This is a genomic window from Brevundimonas sp. UBA7507 (assembly GCF_002478355.1).
Classification (GTDB): Bacteria; Pseudomonadota; Alphaproteobacteria; order Caulobacterales; family Caulobacteraceae; genus Brevundimonas; species Brevundimonas diminuta_D.
The window spans coordinates 40,366-57,448 of sequence record NZ_DLNP01000016.1; the positions used below are offsets into that span (position 1 = coordinate 40,366).

19 protein-coding genes and 1 tRNA gene are annotated in these 17,083 nt (G+C 68.0%); 10 read left to right on the forward strand and 10 right to left on the reverse strand.

Features of this window, described 5'->3' with window-relative positions:
- Positions 1-25: 25 nt before the first annotated feature.
- Entirely contained in the window at positions 26-1,048 is a 1,023-nt protein-coding gene (locus tag B3D50_RS12045; RefSeq protein ID WP_286951438.1) for an NAD(P)/FAD-dependent oxidoreductase, read from the forward strand.
- On the opposite strand, the gene B3D50_RS12050 is transcribed toward B3D50_RS12045, so the two are convergent.
- Positions 1,045-1,776 carry an energy transducer TonB family protein gene (locus B3D50_RS12050; RefSeq protein WP_286951440.1) on the reverse strand — a complete coding sequence of 244 codons (732 nt, stop codon included), beginning with the start codon at positions 1,774-1,776 and terminating at the stop codon, positions 1,045-1,047. The two genes, B3D50_RS12045 and B3D50_RS12050, sit on opposite strands and share 4 nt — an antisense overlap.
- Before the next feature lie 149 nt (positions 1,777-1,925).
- On the opposite strand from B3D50_RS12050, the gene B3D50_RS12055 reads away from it, so the two are divergent.
- Together B3D50_RS12055 and B3D50_RS12060 are read left to right on the forward strand one after the other, a co-directional pair.
- A complete protein-coding gene (locus B3D50_RS12055) occupies positions 1,926-2,732 on the forward strand; it encodes a transglycosylase SLT domain-containing protein (RefSeq protein WP_286951442.1) in 807 nt (268 codons plus the stop codon).
- 89 nt (positions 2,733-2,821) lie between these two features.
- Positions 2,822-3,964, forward strand: coding sequence for a DUF2336 domain-containing protein (locus tag B3D50_RS12060; protein ID WP_286951444.1), 1,143 nt, complete (start codon positions 2,822-2,824; stop codon positions 3,962-3,964).
- Between the two features lie 25 nt (positions 3,965-3,989).
- Here the strand turns inward: B3D50_RS12060 and B3D50_RS12065 are convergent, their stop codons facing one another.
- Genes B3D50_RS12065 through B3D50_RS12075 form a run of 3 tightly spaced genes read right to left on the reverse strand, consistent with a single transcriptional unit; the run spans position 3,990 to position 6,458 of the window.
- Positions 3,990-4,487 (reverse strand): hypothetical protein, encoded by a 498-nt coding sequence (locus B3D50_RS12065; protein ID WP_003164422.1) that lies wholly within the window; start codon positions 4,485-4,487, stop codon positions 3,990-3,992.
- A gap of 53 nt (positions 4,488-4,540) precedes the next feature.
- Entirely contained in the window at positions 4,541-5,320 is a 780-nt protein-coding gene (locus B3D50_RS12070) for an NAD kinase (RefSeq protein WP_003164423.1), read from the reverse strand.
- Between the two features lie 31 nt (positions 5,321-5,351).
- Complete coding sequence (locus tag B3D50_RS12075; protein WP_269300183.1) at positions 5,352-6,458, reverse strand: DUF2336 domain-containing protein; 1,107 nt, start codon at positions 6,456-6,458, stop codon at positions 5,352-5,354.
- 171 nt (positions 6,459-6,629) lie between these two features.
- On the opposite strand from B3D50_RS12075, the gene B3D50_RS12080 reads away from it, so the two are divergent.
- From B3D50_RS12080 to B3D50_RS12095, 4 genes are all read left to right on the forward strand, one after another.
- Positions 6,630-7,391 carry a class II aldolase/adducin family protein gene (locus B3D50_RS12080; protein WP_269300184.1) on the forward strand — a complete coding sequence of 254 codons (762 nt, stop codon included), beginning with the start codon at positions 6,630-6,632 and terminating at the stop codon, positions 7,389-7,391.
- A 50-nt stretch (positions 7,392-7,441) separates the two neighbouring features.
- Positions 7,442-8,167, forward strand: a complete 726-nt coding sequence (locus B3D50_RS12085) for a hypothetical protein (protein WP_286951449.1) — start codon at positions 7,442-7,444, stop codon at positions 8,165-8,167.
- A gap of 110 nt (positions 8,168-8,277) precedes the next feature.
- Positions 8,278-9,426: an efflux RND transporter periplasmic adaptor subunit gene (locus tag B3D50_RS12090; RefSeq protein ID WP_286951451.1), complete on the forward strand. Its 1,149-nt coding sequence runs from the start codon at positions 8,278-8,280 to the stop codon at positions 9,424-9,426.
- Complete coding sequence (locus B3D50_RS12095; RefSeq protein ID WP_286951467.1) at positions 9,426-12,662, forward strand: efflux RND transporter permease subunit; 3,237 nt, start codon at positions 9,426-9,428, stop codon at positions 12,660-12,662. Before B3D50_RS12090 ends, B3D50_RS12095 begins: the two co-directional genes overlap by 1 nt.
- Positions 12,663-12,824: 162 nt before the next feature.
- Here the strand turns inward: B3D50_RS12095 and B3D50_RS12100 are convergent, their stop codons facing one another.
- The 4 genes from B3D50_RS12100 to B3D50_RS12115 all read right to left on the reverse strand — a co-directional run bounded on the left by B3D50_RS12100 (position 12,825) and on the right by B3D50_RS12115 (position 14,902).
- Positions 12,825-13,364 carry a c-type cytochrome gene (locus B3D50_RS12100; protein WP_286951453.1) on the reverse strand — a complete coding sequence of 180 codons (540 nt, stop codon included), beginning with the start codon at positions 13,362-13,364 and terminating at the stop codon, positions 12,825-12,827.
- A 78-nt stretch (positions 13,365-13,442) separates the two neighbouring features.
- A complete protein-coding gene (locus B3D50_RS12105; protein ID WP_286951455.1) occupies positions 13,443-14,069 on the reverse strand; it encodes a TetR family transcriptional regulator in 627 nt (208 codons plus the stop codon).
- 107 nt (positions 14,070-14,176) lie between these two features.
- Positions 14,177-14,581: a GNAT family N-acetyltransferase gene (locus tag B3D50_RS12110; RefSeq protein ID WP_286951457.1), complete on the reverse strand. Its 405-nt coding sequence runs from the start codon at positions 14,579-14,581 to the stop codon at positions 14,177-14,179.
- 245 nt (positions 14,582-14,826) lie between these two features.
- Positions 14,827-14,902 (reverse strand) — tRNA-Thr (locus B3D50_RS12115).
- A gap of 51 nt (positions 14,903-14,953) precedes the next feature.
- Between B3D50_RS12115 and B3D50_RS12120 the strand changes: the two genes are divergently transcribed.
- Positions 14,954-15,304, forward strand: a complete 351-nt coding sequence (locus B3D50_RS12120) for a DMT family protein (RefSeq protein WP_269300190.1) — start codon at positions 14,954-14,956, stop codon at positions 15,302-15,304.
- 4 nt (positions 15,305-15,308) lie between these two features.
- Here B3D50_RS12120 and B3D50_RS12125 read toward each other — a convergent pair whose 3' ends face one another.
- Positions 15,309-15,746: an HIT family protein gene (locus tag B3D50_RS12125; protein WP_269300191.1), complete on the reverse strand. Its 438-nt coding sequence runs from the start codon at positions 15,744-15,746 to the stop codon at positions 15,309-15,311.
- A 113-nt stretch (positions 15,747-15,859) separates the two neighbouring features.
- On the opposite strand from B3D50_RS12125, the gene B3D50_RS12130 reads away from it, so the two are divergent.
- Entirely contained in the window at positions 15,860-16,216 is a 357-nt protein-coding gene (locus B3D50_RS12130; protein WP_088411423.1) for a phage holin family protein, read from the forward strand.
- Positions 16,217-16,289: 73 nt separating this feature from the next.
- A complete protein-coding gene (locus tag B3D50_RS12135; protein ID WP_286951463.1) occupies positions 16,290-16,862 on the forward strand; it encodes a DUF2239 family protein in 573 nt (190 codons plus the stop codon).
- A 2-nt stretch (positions 16,863-16,864) separates the two neighbouring features.
- On the opposite strand, the gene B3D50_RS12140 is transcribed toward B3D50_RS12135, so the two are convergent.
- Positions 16,865-17,083 (reverse strand): SPOR domain-containing protein (locus B3D50_RS12140; RefSeq protein ID WP_286951464.1); only part of this gene is annotated, 219 nt, incomplete at its 5' end.

The following is a 17,083-nucleotide window of genomic DNA, read 5'->3' on the forward strand; positions in this document are numbered from 1 at the left end:
GGCGCGGGAGGTCGAAGGACATCCCGTGCCCCTTTTTAATTCTCCCGAACCTTCCTTCGACGCTGTGGTCATCGGCGCGGGTGCGCTGGGCCTGTGCGCGGCGGCCGAACTGAGGCGACGTGGACGCCGCGTTGCGGTGGTGGACCCCGGCGGCGTCAACGCCTCGGCCGTAGCGGCAGGCATGATCGCGCCGGCCATGGAATGCGCCATAGACGATCTGTCGCCCGAGGCGGCGCAAGTGCTGCGCCGCGCGCGCGACCTATGGCCCGCCTTCGCCGAAGCGACGGGCGTGCGCCTGTATGGCGATCTGGCGGAATGGCGCGGCGGCGACGTCGCCGAACTGGCGGCGCGGATGAAGGCGTTGGGCTTTCAGCATCACTACGACGCCGCCTCGGCCAGCCTCACGACGCATGAGGATGCGAAGGTCGATCCGCCTCAGGCCCTGGCGGCTCTGGCGCGGGGGCTGACGGTGATCGAGGCGCAGGCGCAAGGCGTGTCGCTGGACGGGCAGGGCTGGCGGGTCAAGACGACGGCGGGCGCCGTGCGCGCCGATCATCTGATCCTGGCCACGGGCGCCGACCCGGCTCTGGAGGGCCTGCCGCCCGAAGCGCGCGCGACGGTCGCCTGCATCACCCCCATTCGCGGCCAGATCGGTCTGGTGAAGGAGAAGCTGGTCGATCACGTCGTGCGCGGGCCGGGCGCCTATGTCGCGCCGATGGGCGAAGGCAGCGTGATCGGGGCGACGATGGAGCCGGGCGAGCGTTCGGTGGTTCCTGACGCGGCGCGTTGCGAGGCTATGTTGATGGCCGCATGGAAGGTGCTGGATCAGACGCCGCGTCCTCTGACGATCGACTGGCGTGCGGGGGTGCGGGGGACGACGCCGGACGGTCTGCCGATGGCCGGGCAGGTTGCGCCGGGTCTTCATGTCGCGCTGGGGCCGCGCCGCAACGGCTGGCTGTTGGGTCCGCTGATCGGCTCCGTCGTCGCCGATGCGACAGAGGGTCAGCCCGTCGCCGAGCCGACCCTCCATCCCTCGCGGTTCGTTTAGTCCTTGGGCAGGTCGAAGCGGATGGCCATGGTGACGCGGGCGCCGTCGACGGCCTGACCGTCCACTGTGCGCGGGCTGAGGCGGAAGTAGCGGCTCAGGCTCACCGCCGCCCGACCGAAGCCCTGATTGCCGGGCGTCTCGGATGTGACCGAGCAGCCGGTCAGGCTGCCGTCCACCCGCACCAGGCAGGACAGTTCGGCCACCCCGCCGATCCCACGCGCCTCGGCAGCGGACGGATAGGCCCGCATCAGCTGATCCGCCGTCGGCTTCCGCACCCAGTCGGGCTGGGTGATGACGGGAACCGGCTTGGGCGGTTCGGGCGTGATCGTCGTTCCGGCTGCGGGCTCGGTCGCGGGTTCGGTCAGGTTGATGACCGGCCCGGCGTCATGGCTGACCACGGGGGCGACCGGAACCTCCAACGGGGCGACGTCGCTGGGCATGACCTGCGTCGGCCGATGGATCGGCGGGGTCGGCGCGGGCGAGGCCGTCTTCGGCTCGGGCGGTTTGACCCTGGGCGCCAGCTCCACGATCGTCGTGGGCAGGTCTTCCAAGGACGCAGGGGCGTCGGCCAGTTCGAAGCGTTGCTGATACAGCCAGACGCCGGCGCCGACATGCACCAGAGCCGAGGCGGTGATCATCGCCCACACCCATCGGGGTAGGGGCTTCTTGCGTTGCTGGAAGTCGAGGGGGCTGACCACGCCGTGGCCCCCGGCGATACGCATCATCATGACTTACGCGCCTCCTGTCGCAGGCCCTCCCCAGCACCCACGGAACAGAGTTCGCGCTTCGCTTGCGGCCTTATTGTGGCGCTTGGAATTGTTAACGGCAGGGGTGTTGCGTTAAGCTTTCGTTTACCGAGGTTAGCGACCGTTCACACATGACCGTGAAAGCGATTCCATCATCTGGCGGCGTGGAGGCGGCGATCCGGCGCGCCTCGACCTCGACCGGCGTGGACTTCGATTTCCTGATGAAGACCGCGCGTCGCGAAAGCGCGATGAATCCCAATGCGCGGGCGCCCACGTCCTCGGCCTCGGGCCTGTTCCAATTCATCGAGCAGACCTGGCTGGGCACGGTGAAGCGGCACGGCGCCAAGCACGGCTACGGCCAGTACGCCGACCTGATCTATCAGGGCGGCGACGGGCGCTGGCAGGTGCGCGGCTCGGCTCGCAACGTCGTGCTGGACCTGCGTTTCGATCCTCAGGCCGCTTCGACCATGGCGGGGGAGTTGACGGCGTCCAACGCCGCCTATCTGCGCGGCCGCACGGGACGCGAGCCGGGAGCGGGCGATCTCTATGCGGCGCACTTCCTGGGGCCAGCAGGCGCAGCCAAATTGCTGGAGGCGGTGCAGGCGCGGCCCCAGACCAGCGCGGTGGCCCTGTTCCCCGAAGCGGCGTCGGCCAACCGTTCGATCTTCTATCGCAACGGCCGTCCGGCCACGGCGGCCGAGGTGCACGCCAATCTGCAGCGCACGGCGGGCGAGGCCTTCCCGGCGGTCGGCGTCGGCAGCGGCGGCGCGGCCAAGGCGGCGCCGGAACTGAGCGAGAAGGACCGGATGCTGGCTGCGCGCATGGACCGCTTGAAGCAGGATCAGAGCCTTCTGGCGCTGTTGCTGGGCCAGGACGGGCAGGGATCAGGCGGCGGATTCGGAGGCGCATTCGCTCCGCCGCCGGATAAGGTGGCGTGACCACGCTTCCGCCTTATTCCTAAGAGGGTGTTAACTATGTAACGCTAGGGGTGACGATTGATTCCTCGCCAACCCTGAGCCTTCGAGCCATGACCGCCTACCGCGCCAGACTGACGGAAAGCGACATACGGCGCCTGATCAAGTCTGATCTGGAGGACGAACGCGCAGCCGCCGCACATAAACTGTGCCGCAGCATCGACCGCATGGCGTTGGATGACGTGGAGCGCGAGGCGGCGCAAAAGATTCTGAGCGTGCTGGCGGCCGATGCGGCCGAACTGGTGCGACGGGCCGTGGCGGTGACGCTGAAGTCCTCGGACATCATGCCGCGCGAGGCGGCGCGTCGGCTGGCCGGCGACGTGGACAGCGTGGCCCTGCCCATCATCAACAGCTGCCCGGCCTTCACGGACGACGATCTGATCGAGATCGTGCGCGCCGGGACGGCGCTGCGCCAGGTGGCGGTGGCGTCCCGCCCGCGCGTGCCGCGCGATGTGGCGTCGGTTCTGGTTGCCGAAGGCAAGCAGGAGGCGGTGGCCGCCCTGGCTGCAAATGACAACGCCGATCTGTCCGAGGCTGCGCTGAGCGTGGCCCTCGATCGATTCAGCGATGCGCCGGAGGTGATTTCGGCCCTGGCCTATCGTCAGGTTCTGCCGCTGTCCGTGACGGAGCGGCTGGTGGTTCTGGCCAGCGAGGCTGTGCGCGAACACCTGATCACCCGCCACGCCCTGACGCCCGAGACAGCCATCCAGTTCGCCGACTTCGCGCGGGAGCGGGCCACGATCGACCTGGTGGACCAGGCCCGTGTGACGGATGATCTGCCGACCTTTGTGGCGGGATTGAACAGCCGCCGCGTGCTGACGCCGTCTCTGCTGCTCCGGTCCTTGGCGCGGGGGCAGATCGGCCTGTTCGAGCACGCCCTGGCCGAGTTGGCGGGTACGCCGCATCATCGCGCCTGGCTGATGGTGCATGACGCCGGGCCTTTGGGCCTCAAGGCCATCTACGACCGTGCCGGCATGCCGCCGCGCCTGTTCCAGGCCTTCCGCGCCGGGGTCGACACCTGGCGGGCGCTCCAGGCCGAAGGCGGGGACACCGGCAGCGCCGTCTTCCGTCAACGGATGCTGGAGCGGTTCCTGAGTCAGCGTCCCGACGCCGCGCGTGAGGATCTGGCCTATCTGCTGGAGCGGTTGGATCGTCCGGCTGACGACGGCTGGCGCGGCGCCGTCAGCGCGGCCTGAGCCGCGCCTGATCCATCAGTCGGCTTTAGCCCAGGTGCTCCGCCGCACGGGCTTCCAGGGTTTCAACCAGATCGCGTCCGACGGGATGGTCGTCGGTTTGGATCTTGTCGCGGACCACTGCCTTGATGGCGTCGATGTGGGCGTCGACCACGGCCAGGGGAGCCTGCATCCGCTTGTCGGCGTCGTCCAGCATCCGGCAAAGCGAGGCGGCGATGCGCGTGACCAGCGGGTATTCGTATGTGGTCCCCAGTCCCTTGAGGTCGTGGGCCCGGAAATAGAGGGCCTCAGCCGTTTCGGGCGTGTAGCCCTGGCTGCGGATGTCGGACTGAGCCTTGTCCAGCCTGACCACCTCGTCGTTCAACCACTGGCCGAACTGAGCCGACATGGCCTTCAGCGCCTCCTCGGCCCTGGCGATGGCGTTGGCGTCAATGCCGCCGAAGCCGCCGCCGACCTTGGCGCGCAGGGGATTGGGCGGGCGGATGACTTGGTTGGTCACGGGCGGCTCCTCAACAACAGCGGCCATTTTGTCGCGCAGAGGCTTAAAATCCGGTGACGGCGCCTCGACTATTTTACAGTTCAGGCGGCGAATTGTTCGGCCATGACGCGCTCTTCATAGGAGCGGCCTGAATCGAACAGCATGGTCAGGGTGATGTCGCGCCGTTCCCGCACCTCGACGCGCGAGACGCGGCGCACCTCGAAATTGTCGGCGGTGGCGCTGACCGGCCGCTTGTCCGGCTCTAGTACGTCGAAGCGCACCCGCGCCGTGTGCGACAGCAGGGCGCCGCGCCAGCGCCGGGGGCGGAAGGCGCTGATCGGCGTCAGCGCCAGGCTGGGCGCGTCCAGCGGGATGATCGGCCCGTGCGCCGACAGATTATAGGCGGTCGACCCTGCCGGCGTCGCCACCAGGCAGCCGTCGCAGGTCAACTCCTCCAGCCGCACCTTGTCGTTGATGCTGATGCGCAGCTTGGCGCTCTGGCGCGTCTGGCGCAGCAGGGAGACTTCATTGATGGCCAGGCCGCTGTGGACCTGGCCGCTCTCGACCCAGGCGTCCATCTGCAGCGGATGCAGCACCGTGCGGTCGGCCTGGGCCAGGCGATCCAGAAGGTCGTCTTCCTCATAGTCGTTCATCAGGAAGCCGACGGAGCCGCGGTTCATCCCATAGACGGGGGTGCGAAGCTGCAGATTGTTGTGCAGGGTCTCCAGCATGAAGCCGTCGCCGCCCAGGGCGACGATGACCTCGGCCTCGGCGGCGGGAACCGAGCCATAGCGTTCGCTCAACCGCTGGCGGGCGGCTTCGGCCTCGGGCCGGTCGCTGGCGACGAAGGTGATGGCGGTGGGGTGGAACGACTGAGTCACGGCGCTACGCAAGCGGAGCGGAGGCGCGCTGTCAAACGGTTGACCCGCCTTCAGGCGCCATCAGCAGGCGAAATTCATAGGCCGCCTGCGTGGTCGACCGCTGCGCCGGGCGCCAGGCCTCGCCGTCAGGATCATGCGGCAGGCCGTGGTTCAACCGACGAACCTCGCGCAGCAGGGCGGGGAAGGCGGCGCGATCCAGCCCCGCAGCGGTGCAGGCCAGAAACAGCGGTCGGGCGGTGTCGCCGCGCAGGGCGCGCCGTAAAGCTTCGGTCTCCAGACCGCTCAGCATGGTCAGGGCGTGGACGAAGAGGTCGAGTTTCTCTTCCCGCAGCGCCCGCATCAGGGTGGCGGGGCGCAGTTGTCCCGCCGCATGCAGCTTGGCGGCCAACTGAGCGGCGGCGTGATCGGGCGTGGTCTCGGCCGCTTGCTGGGCCGCTGCGGCGACCGCCGTCGCCAGGGCGGCGGCGTCCAGGCTGAAGCGCTGGGAGATGGCCTGCTTCAGGGCCTCGCCGACCCACTGATAGAGACGCAGGGCCAGATCCTCGTTCAACCGGGGGTGCCGTGTCAGCGGCGCGCGCAGGGCGGCGACGGACCGCGCCTGCTCCACCAATCGAGCCATGTCGGCGGCTTCCAGCCGCGCCGTCCGGTTGACGGCCAGGGCGGTCAGGACGGCCGGCTCGCCGCGGTCGAGGATGGCGCGGGCGGGCAGGGGGCCGAGATCGGGGCGCAGGGCCACCTGGACCTGATGGTCCAGCGAGGCTTCCTCCAGAAGGGTCAGCAGGTCGGCGTCGAGCAGCAGGGGGCTGGCGGCGATCACCGGGCGGGCGATTTCGATGGCGTCGGCGGCCAGCAGGCGCACCAGGTCCGTCGGCGCCCAGGCGGCGTCGGCCAGTCGTTCGGCCAGGATACGTCGGATATCCTGCTCGGCGGCGCGGACCATGGCCACGAAGACCTCGGTCAGGGCAGGCGGCGCGCCAGCCTGGCCGCCGACCGAGCAGTAGAGGTCCGCCACGCCCAGCAACAGGCGTTGCTGTTCTTCCGGCGGACGTCCGGCGGCCAAATCGATCAGTTGGTGAAGGCTGGCCAGCGGCAGGGGCTCGCTACGCGGGGAAGGCGCGAACGCCTCGATTGAGTCCACGAAACATCCCCCTGACGATGCGGCCGCGCCGCCGGCGGACAGTGTTCGCTTGTGTCGATGAAAACAGGGTTAATGAAGTCTTCCGTTTCGAGCCTTTCGGAGGCGGTCGGAGACTTGACGCCGGGCCGGAGCGGAGAGAGGCTCATCTGAACGCTGATAAGGGGAAGGTCGATGACGGACGCGGCGCGGTCGCTCAAATCCCAGGTTTCCGAGGCGGAGTGGCAGGTGCGGGTCGAACTGGCCGCGCTTTACCGCCTGGTGGCGCTGAACGGGTGGGACGACATGATCTTCACCCATATCTCGGCCCGCGTGCCGGGACCGGAGCATCACTTCCTCATCAATCCATACGGCTGGTATTTCGATGAAATTACAGCCTCTTCCCTGGTGAAGGTCGATCTGGAAGGCAATGTAGTTCAGGAGACGACCAGCTTCATCAATCCGGCGGGCTTCACCATCCATTCGGCGGTCCATGCGGCGCGCGAAGAGGCGCATTTCGTCATCCACCTGCATACGGTGAACGGCGTGGGCGTCGCGGCGCAGAAGGACGGCCTGCTGCCGATCAGCCAGAACGCCTGCCTGCTGCAGCATCAGGTCGCCTATCACGGCTATGAAGGCCTGGCCCTGAACCACGACGAGCGCGAGCGGTTGGTGGCGGACCTGGGCGACAAGCCGCTGATGCTGCTGCGCAATCACGGCACCCTGGCGGTCGGGAACACGGCGGCGGAGGCCTGGGTCGGGATCTTCTTCCTGGAACGCGCTTGCGCCCAGCAGGTCGCGGCCCTGTCGGCGGGACGCGACAACGTTCTGATCGCGCCTGACGCCGCCCAGGCGGAAACGAAGGAGCAGGGCCGGGGGATCGGCTTTATCTCCTCCCTGGCCTGGCCCGGCGCCTTGCGCCAGTTGCAACGAAAATCGCCCGGTTACGACATCTAGCAAAGGGTGGGGCCGTGCGAGGGAGGGGAGGCGTCGGCCTTTGGGTCGGATTGGTTGCGCTGTCCGGCGCTGAGGCGGCCCATGCCGGCGCCTGGAACCTGCCGAAGGGGCAGGGCGAGATCATCGTCAAATACGAGAATATCCGCGCCGAGGACTATTTCACCTCCGACGGCGGGCGGGCCGACTTGCCGGGCGGGCGGCGCGACATCGCGGCCAGCGTGTTCGTCGAATATGGCTTGAGCGACCGCTTCACTCTTCAAGCCAAGGGCGAATGGCAGGACGGGCGCGACGAGTTCCTCGACTATCAGGGGCCGGGGCCGATCGAGATGGGCGTGCGCTGGCAGGCCTATCGCGACGATCGCAACGTCGCGGCCGTCTATGTCGGCTACGCCGAGGGCGGGGCGGGACGCAACGCCGGCTACGCTCCGCCGGGCGCAGGAGACAGCGACGTCGAGGTGCGGCTTCTGGCGGGGCGATCCTTTGATCGCGGGTTTATTGATCTCCAAGCGGCGCGGCGCTGGCGGTCGGGTTTGCCCGACGAGACGCGCGCGGATGCGACGGTCGGGGCGCACCTCAACCAGGACTGGATGGTGATGGCGCAGGCCTTCGGCGGGGCGGCGGATGGCGAGGGTGCGGCGCGCTGGCTGTCGCTGGAGGCTTCGGTGGTGCGTCGGTTCGGGGACTGGCGGCTGCAGGCCGGCTGGCGACAGGCCGTTTCGGGTCGCGAAATTCCTGCGGGCAGAGGGCCGATCATCGGAATCTGGCGTCGATTTTAGTCCCGATTTCCGCGACGGAATCCGAGGTTCGCCACGTTACAGATACGTTATTTGCGTAACGGCGGTGACCCGTTAAGCGGGGGCGCTTGTTGTCGGGGAGACTGCGTCGCGTGTTCAAACGCCATTTTTTCATTATCGGCGCAGCCTGCGTATTGGGGCTGATGGTCGTGGCGGCGATCATCAAGATCGCGGCCGGCGGCGGCGACGCAGGCCAGCAGCGCGGTCCGGGGGGACCGGGCGCCGGACGCGGCCAGATCGTCGCGGAGGTGGTGGCGGGGCGCCGCGAATTCGCCGACCAGATCCGCGTGCTGGGCGTGGCCCGCAGCCGCCGCTCGGTCAACATCACCTCCAACACGACGGAACTGGTGACCAAGGTCATGTTCACCGACGGTCAGGCCGTGGCCGCAGGGGCGCCTCTGGTCGAGTTGCAGGCGCGTGAGGAAGACGCCGATCTGATCCGCGCGCGCGCCCAGCTGGAGAACGCTCAGCGCGAATATGACCGCTATCGCATCCTGGCGGAGCGCGGCGTGGCGCCGCGCGTCATGGCCGAAACGGCCGAGACGGCGCTGAAAACGGCCCAGGCGGCCATGGCGGCGTCGGAAGCGCGTCGCGGAGACCGTATCCTGCGCGCGCCCTTCGCCGGCGTGCTGGGCCTGACGTCGGTCACGCCGGGCACCCTGATCTCGCCGGGCGCGGTCATCACCACCCTGGACGACACCAGCGGCGTTCGCGTCGACTTCCCCATGCCGGAACGCTATCTGGGCGTCCTGCCCGTGGGCGCGCCGATCACGGCGACCACGGACGCCTTCCCCGGCGAAGAGTTCAACGGCCGCATCGCCTTGCTGGATACGCGGGTCAATGAACAGACCCGCGCCGTCATCGCCCGCGCCGAATTCCCCAACCCCGGAAACCGCATCCGCCCGGGCATGATGATGCGCGTCGCCGTCCACCAGGGGCGTCGCCAGAGCCTGGCCGTGCCTGAGGCGGCTGTTCAGTATGAGGGCCAGGGCGCCTTCGTCTATCGCATCGCGCGTGGCGAAACGGGCACGACCGCCCAGCGCGTCGAGGTCCAGACCGGCGCCGTCGAGAACGGCTATGTCGAGATCGTCTCGGGCCTGGGCAACAACGACCGCATCGTCGCGTCCGGCTTGAACCGCATCCAGCCGGGCGCCCCCGTCACCGTCGAAGGCGCCGAAGGTCAGCAGCGCGGCGCTCCAGCCAAGGGCGGCACCCGGGCGTCGCAGGCGGCCCGCCCATGATGCTGTCCGATGTTTCGGTCCGGCGCCCCGTCTTTGCGGCGGTGGCGGCCATCGTCCTGTGCGTCATCGGCGCCGCGGCTTTCTTTTTTCTGCCCGTGCGCGAACTGCCGGACGTGGACCCGCCGGTCGTGTCGGTCAGCACCAACTACGCCGGCGCCTCGGCCGAGGTGATCGAGAGCCGGATCACCGAGCCGATCGAGCAGCAGATCGCCGGCATCCAGGGCGTTGAGCGCATCAACTCGACCAGCCGCGACGGCCGCTCCAACGTGAACATCGAGTTCTCGCTGGACCGCAACATCGACGACGCGGCCAATGACGTGCGCGACCGCATCTCGCGCGTGCTGGGCCGCTTGCCGGACCAGGCCGATCCGCCGGAAGTGGCCAAGGCCGATTCCGACAGCCAGCCGATCATGATCATGTTCCTGCGCTCCACGACGATGGACCGCATGGAGCTGACCGACTACGCCCGCCGCTATCTGGTGGATCGCTTCGCCACCGTGCCAGGGGTGGCCCAGGTCAACATCTTCGGCGAGCAACGCTACGCCATGCGCATCTGGCTGGACGCCGGGGCCATGGCGGCGCGGGGGCTGATCGTCACCGACGTCGAGAATGCGCTGAACAGCCAGAACGTCGAACTGCCCGCAGGCGCATTGGAGTCGGCGCAGAAGGACTACACCGTCCGCGTGGCGCGCAACTACGCCGATCCGGCTGACTTCGCCCAACTGCCCATCGGCACGCGCGGCTCGGCCTCGACCGCCACGGGCGCGCAAGCGTCGGGCACCCTGGGCGCGGCCTCGGCGGCCATGACCAACGGCGTCACCGGCGCCCTGATCGGCAACGCCGCCTACGTCACCCGCCTGGGCGACATCGCCCGCATCGAAGAGGCGCCCGCCGAGGCGCGCCGTCTGTTCCGCGGCAACGGCGTCGATCAGATTGGTCTGGCCGTCACCCGCCAGGCCCAGTCGAACGACCTGCAGATCTCCGAAGGCGCGCGCAAGTTGATGGAGGAGGTGTCCTCCAGCCTGCCGCCCGGCACGACGTTGGAAGTCGGCTCGGACAACTCGGTCTTCACCTCGCACGCCATCGACGAGGTGTGGATCACCATCGGCATCTCCATGGCCCTGGTGGCGCTGGTCAACTTCATCTTCCTGGGCAGCCTGCGGGCGGCGATCATCCCGTCGGTGGTGGCGCCCATCTGCCTGCTGGCGACCTTCATCGTCCTGGCGCCGCTGGGCTTCTCGCTGAACCTGCTGACCCTGCTGGCCCTGGTGCTGGCCATCGGCCTGGTCGTCGATGACGCCATCGTCGTGGTCGAGAACATCCAGCGCCGTCTGGATCACGGCGAGCCGCCGTTGGTGGCCGCCGAGCGCGGCGCGCGTCAGGTCTTCTTCGCCGTCGTGGCGACGACGATCGTGCTGCTGTCCGTGTTCGCGCCTCTGCTGTTCCTGCCGGGCTATGTCGGCCGTCTGTTCGTGGAGCTGGCGGCGGCCATCGCCGCGGCCGTGGCCTTCTCGGCCTTCCTGGCGCTCAGCCTGTCGCCCATGCTGGCGTCCAAGATTCTGAAGCCGGCGCAGACCGGCGGCTGGGTGGCGCGGCGCGTGGATGCGGGCATGGACGCCCTGAAGCGGTCCTATGCGGCATCGCTTGACGCCCTGCTGGGCCGACGCATCGCTGTCGGCGGGGTGGCGGCCGTCATCGTGCTGGTCGCGGCGGGGGCTACAGGCATTTTCCTGCACCTGCCGAACGAGCTGGTGCCGAACGAGGACCGCGGGCGCGTGACGCTTCGGATCGCCGGGCCTGAGGGCACGGGCTTCGACTACACGCGCGAGATCATGCTGGGGCTGGAGCCGATCCTAGCCGAGTATCGTGAGAACGGCGAGGCGGCCAACTTCCTGGTGTCCTCGCCCGGTTTCGGCGGTTCCGGCTTCAGCTCGGGCAGCGCCATCCTGAACCTGTCCGACTGGTCCGAGCGCGACCGCTCGGCCGACCAGATCGCCCAGGAGCTGAACGGCAAGCTGCGCAACCAGACCGGCGCCCAGGTCAACGCCTCGACGCCCGGCGCCTTCCAGCGCGGCGGCGGCAACTCCAACTCGGTCGAGATGGTCGTCACGGGTTCGGAATACGCCGCCATCTACAACTGGCTGCAGCCCATCCTGGCGGCGGCGCAGGAGAACCCCGGCTTCTCGCGTCCGCGCTTGAACTATGAGCCGAACGCGCCGCGTCTGCTGGTCGATGTCGATCCGCAGAAGGCGGCCGCCCTGGGCGTCTCCTCGCAACAGATCGGCCGCACGCTGGAAACCATGTTCGGTTCGCGTCGCGCCACAACCTACATCAAGGGCGGTCAGGAATACGACGTCATTCTGCAGACCGAGCGCGACAATCGCCGCGAAGTGACGGACCTGGAGTCGCTCTATGTCTCGACCGGCACGGCCCAGCTGGTGCCGTTGTCCGCCGTGGTCTCGACCAAGACTTCGGGCGATACGCCGGACCGTCGTCGTTTGGATCGCCAGCGGGCGATCACCCTGGCGGCCGACCTTAATCCCGGCATGACCATTGACGACGCGGTGCAGTTCCTGAACGCCGAGGTCGCCAAGCAGCCGCAGGGCGTGACCAATATCCGCTGGGGCGGCGCCGCCCGCGACCAGCAGGAGGCGGGCAGCGCCGTGGGCTGGGCCTTCGCCCTGGCCTTGCTGCTGGTCTTCTTGGTGCTGGCGGCCCAGTTCGAGAGCTGGATCACCCCGGCGGTCATCATGCTGACGGTGCCGCTGGCGGCGGCGGGCGGGCTGTTCGGTCTGTTGATGGCGGGTTCCAGCCTGAACATCTACAGCCAGATCGGCCTGATCATCCTGATCGGCGTGGCCGCCAAGAACGGCATCCTGATCGTCGAGTTCGCCAACCAGCTGCGCGACCAGGGCCGGACCATCCGCGAGGCGATCATCGAGTCCTCGTCGCTGCGTCTGCGGCCGATCATCATGACCTCGATCGCCACCGCCTTCGGCGCCCTGCCGCTGGTGCTGTGGCAAGGGGCGGGGGCGGGCAGCCGTCAGACCATCGGCGTGGTGATCTTTACCGGCGCGATGTTCGCGACGGTGCTGACTCTGTTCGTGGTGCCGGTGATCTACGGCGTGCTGGCGCGCTTCACCAAGTCGCCGGAATACACCGCCCGCAAGATCGAGGAGTGGGAAGCGCAGGAGAAGCGCGACGGCCTCGAACCGGACATGAGCCCGGCGGAGTAGTTTCCTTCTCCCCTTGTGGGAGAAGGTGGCTACCGAAGGCAGACGGATGAGGGGTCTTGCGACCTCAGATGAAGGGACGCGCGTCAGACGTCCCGCAACCCCTCATCCGACCTCGCTCCGCTCGGCCACCTTCTCCCGCAAGGGGAGAAGGCTAGGCGTTGCTCATTCGCCAGTCGGCTTGAACCCGGTCTCGACCTTCAGGAAGGCGATCACGTCGCGACGGTCCGTGGCGTCGGGCAGGCCGGCGAAGCTCATCTTATTGCCGGGCAGGAAGGTGCGCGGGTTCTGCAGCCAATGGTCCAGGGTTTCGGCGTCCCAGGTGAAGTCCGCCGTCCGCATGGCGTGGGAATAGCTGTACTTATCCCGCGCGCCCGCCTCGCTGCCGAACACGCCATAGAGGTTGGGGCCCGTCATGTTCGGCCCGCCCGGCGTGATGGTGTGGCACGAACGACAGCGGGCGAAGGCGCGGCGGCCGTTCTCCAGATCCGCCTGGTCATAAGGGGCGGGCAGGGAGGCCAGCAGGGCCGCTTTCTCGGCCTCGGTCGGCGCGGGGGGCTTGGGGGCTTCGGCCGCGCCCGTTCCCGAACCTTCGGCGCCCTGGCCGCAGGCTGTGAGGCCCAGAGAGCCTGTTAGCGCGGCGGCCAGCACGACGGCCGGACCGGACGCGCGGCGGATCGTGGGGAAGGACGAAAGACGGAACATGACGCACTCCTTGGCCGACGGTCATGCTTTAGCCCATGAGGGCCCCGTCGCAATGGACAGCTTGTCCAAGCGAGGGCGTCAGCGCCCGGTGGTCAGCTTCACCACGATGTGGGCGGTGGTGTCGATGATGGCTTCCGGCGTATCGGCGCGGCGCATCAGTTCGAAACCCGCCGCGACGGATTCCACCAGGTTCGCTGTCTCATAGGAGGTCAGGCGGGGATTGAGCCCCTCGGGATGCAGGCCGCCGGCGTGGGCCTGGGCGATGCGACGCTCCAGCGCCAGGTGCAGGCGACGCAGGCGGCGGATGCGGCTCTCGGCGAAGGCGGGCTCGCCCATGTCGGCCAGCATGTGCTCGACCCGCAGCACCGGTCCGTGGTCGCTCCACAGGCCCAGAACCTCCAGCACATAGGCGCGGGCGGCCTCGAAGGCGCGCTCGCCGGACCAGTCGGCGTGGATGTGCGCAGCCAGCCGCTGAAAGTCCTCGCCCGCCTCTTCGCACAGCAGCAGCAGGCCTTCCTCGACCGAAGCGAAGTAGGTGTAGAAGGTCGGCGCCGACACCCCCGCCGCCGCCGCCACGTCTGCGGGACGGATTTCGCCCAGATGCTTGCTGTTCAGCAGTCTGCGCAGAGCGTCCAGCAGGGCGCGCCGGGTGCGGGCGCCCCGTGTGCGGATCCTGTGACCCAGCTTGTTGGTCGTCTCGGACATGAGGGAGGCGGCCGAAGTTGCGGTGGCTACGGGCCGGAAAGGGGAGAAGGCGAAGGCCTAGCGGCTTCCATCCTCTGCGACAAGCGCGACTCGGGGCGCGAGGGGCCCTAAAGGGTAGCGCAGACCTCGACCTCGTCGCCGAAATATCCGCCCGTGGGTACGAACCCCAGGCGGCTATAGAAGCCCTGGGGACTGCCTTCGCCCAGGCCGTAGCTGGTGTAGAGGGTGGCATAGCCGCGTCGGCGCAGGCGCTGCTTCACCAGTTCGACGACCCGGCGGCCGACGCCCGCGCCCTGGTGCGGGCCTGCGATCATCAGACGCCACAGATAGGGGCCGTCGCAGTCGATGCCGTCGTCCCACTCGTCGCCGTCGTTGACCATGACCAGGCCGACGAGGGTTTCGTCCAGGTAGATCGCCCGAAGCCATGTCGCTTCGGAACAGAAACCCTCGGCGATGGACACGCCGTTGTCGGCGACTACAGCGCGCTGCGCCGGCGACAAGGTTTCGCTCAACTCGCAGACTTCGCTGACATTTTCAGAGGTGATGCGGCGGAAAGAGATTTCATTTTCAGGAGACATGAGCGGCATATTGCAAAGCCTCTCCTTGCTTCGCCCTGCGACGTATGGACGCCGAACGCTTGAGAGCCCGGGCAGGCCGGCGGATGACGGCGTAAGGAACCGCGATCTGTTGATGCGGATAACGGCGTCGCATCTCGCGACGCGCGGGCCTGACCATTCCCGGTCTGATCGGGAGAGGGTGGTGCCGGTTGCAGGGATCGAACCCGCGACCTTCGGTTTACAAAACCGCTGCTCTACCAGCTGAGCTAAACCGGCGTGGCCCGCCTTATGCTGGCGGAATCTCTTTGACGCAAGCACACTGATCGAATGCCCTCGCTGCCCTATCTCGCGCCCGTCGTCATGCTGGCGCTGTCCAACGTCTTCATGACCTTCGCCTGGTACGGCCACCTGAAATTCGGGGCCAAGCCGCTGTGGATCGTGGTCCTGATCAGTTGGGGGATCGCCTTCTTCGAATACTGGCTGGCCGTGCCCGCCAATCGCATCGGCCATCAGGTCTATTCGGCGGCCGAGTTGAAGACCATGCAGGAGGTGATCACTCTGCTGGTCTTCGCGATCTTCTCGGTGATGTATCTGGGGGAGAAGCTGACGGTGAACCACCTGATCGGCTTCGCCCTGATCGCCGGCGGCGCCTTCTTCATCTTCAAGGGACCGCTGTAGGCGGTCAGTCCAGGGCTGCCGCGATCTTCTGGGCCAGGGCTTTCAGCTGTTCGGCGTCGGCCATGGGGGCGTGGCCATGGCCCTTCATCGGGCGATCGGCCCAGCGCGGCACGATGTGGAAATGCAGGTGGAAGACCGTCTGGCCGCCCGCGTCGCCGTTGAACTGCATCAGGCTGAGGCCTTCGGGCTTCAGCGCCTTTTCGACCGCCCGGGCCGTGCGCTGGACGGCGGCGGTCAGCTTGGCCAGGGTTTCGGGTTCGATCTCCAGGATGTTGCGGGCGGTCGAGGTCTTGGACACGACCAGGACGTGCCCCTCGGACTGGGGAAAGACGTCCATGAAGGCCAGGACGTCGTCGTCCTCCCACACCTTCACGCTGGGCATGTCGCCGCGCAGGATCTTGGCGAAGATGTTGTCCGGGTCGTAGGCGCCGTGAAGGCTCATGGGGGTCTCCTTCGGGGTAGGGCGGCCAGCCTAGCAGGCGATCTCGTGCGGCGCACGGAGCGGAACGCCGCGATATGCGCTTATATGGTCAAGGTTCTTCAGTTGGAGGCGTCATGCTGGGTTTCATTGTTCAGGCCGTGGTCACGGCGATCGGTCTGTGGGCCTCGGCCAAGCTGGTGCCGGGGGTGGAGTTCACCTCGACCGGCTCGCTGATCGCGGCGGCGGTCATCCTGGGCGTGGTCAACGCCTTCGTGCGGCCGCTGATGGTGATCCTGACGCTGCCTTTGACCATCGTCACCTTCGGCCTGTTTCTGCTGGTGGTGAACGCCGCCATGATCGGGCTGACGGCCATGTTCCTGGGCGGCTTCGTCGTCGATGGCCTGTGGGCGGGGATCGGCGCGGCCATCGTCACCGGCGTGGTCAGCTGGATCGCCGGCGCCCTGTTCGGCGGCATGGACGAGCGGAGATAATAAATTACCCGGATGATATTGACGCGATAATATCATCCGGGTAATTCCGTCCTCAACAAAGCGAGGACGGATTATGACTCTGTGCACGGCCTTCGACGGCCATACGATGATCACGACTGGGCCGTTGGCTCAGGTCGCAGGTGCGGTGAAGGCCGCGCACGATTCCGGACGAGCGGTTCTGGTCTTTCGGGATGAGGATGCGCAGCCGGTGGACCTGGATTTGCGCGGCGATCTTGCGGCGGTGCTGGCGCGACTGCCGCCCGAGCCGTCGCAGCCCGAACCTGAGAAGCGCGGGCCGGGGCGGCCCAAGCTGGGCGTGACCGCGCGGGAAGTCACCCTGCTGCCTCGCCATTGGGACTGGCTGGCGTCCCAGCCGGGCGGGGCGTCGGTCGCCTTGCGCAAACTGGTCGAAACCGCCCTTCGCGAGGCGGAGGCGCCGGATCGGATGCGTCGCAGCCGTGAGGCTGCCTATCGCTTCATGACCGCCGTGGCGGGCGATCTGCCGGACTATGAAGAGGCCGTGCGGATGCTGTTCGCAGGCGACTGGACGGCGTTCGACGCCCGGACGGAAGCCTGGCCCGTGGACGTGCGTGATTACGCTCGGCGTCTGGCCGAGCCTGGCTGGCGCAACGGCCAGGGACGCTGAGGTCAGCTGGGGCGGATCACCATGCAGGTGACGCGACGCTCTGACAGGGCCTCGCACGCCGCCTCGGCCGACTGCTGGCTCATGCCGGTGAAGCGCGACCGATACCAGCCGTTCGCCGTCTGCACGTCGCGCTGGGCGCTTGAGAACTGGGTGCGGAAGCGGCGGCTGATGTCGTTCAGCCAGTCGCGGGCGACGGCTTCCTCGCGGAAGGCGCCGACCTG

Coding starts and splice junctions, on each gene's coding strand:
- B3D50_RS12050 (WP_286951440.1), bottom strand. CDS start 1,776: ATGATGATGCGTATCGCCGGGGGCCACGGCGTGGTCAGCCCCCTCGAC.
- B3D50_RS12055 (WP_286951442.1), top strand. CDS start 1,926: ATGACCGTGAAAGCGATTCCATCATCTGGCGGCGTGGAGGCGGCGATC.
- B3D50_RS12060 (WP_286951444.1), top strand. CDS start 2,822: ATGACCGCCTACCGCGCCAGACTGACGGAAAGCGACATACGGCGCCTG.
- B3D50_RS12065 (WP_003164422.1), bottom strand. CDS start 4,487: ATGGCCGCTGTTGTTGAGGAGCCGCCCGTGACCAACCAAGTCATCCGC.
- B3D50_RS12080 (WP_269300184.1), top strand. CDS start 6,630: ATGACGGACGCGGCGCGGTCGCTCAAATCCCAGGTTTCCGAGGCGGAG.
- B3D50_RS12095 (WP_286951467.1), top strand. CDS start 9,426: ATGCTGTCCGATGTTTCGGTCCGGCGCCCCGTCTTTGCGGCGGTGGCG.
- B3D50_RS12100 (WP_286951453.1), bottom strand. CDS start 13,364: ATGTTCCGTCTTTCGTCCTTCCCCACGATCCGCCGCGCGTCCGGTCCG.
- B3D50_RS12105 (WP_286951455.1), bottom strand. CDS start 14,069: ATGTCCGAGACGACCAACAAGCTGGGTCACAGGATCCGCACACGGGGC.
- B3D50_RS12120 (WP_269300190.1), top strand. CDS start 14,954: ATGCCCTCGCTGCCCTATCTCGCGCCCGTCGTCATGCTGGCGCTGTCC.
- B3D50_RS12125 (WP_269300191.1), bottom strand. CDS start 15,746: ATGAGCCTTCACGGCGCCTACGACCCGGACAACATCTTCGCCAAGATC.
- B3D50_RS12130 (WP_088411423.1), top strand. CDS start 15,860: ATGCTGGGTTTCATTGTTCAGGCCGTGGTCACGGCGATCGGTCTGTGG.
- B3D50_RS12135 (WP_286951463.1), top strand. CDS start 16,290: ATGACTCTGTGCACGGCCTTCGACGGCCATACGATGATCACGACTGGG.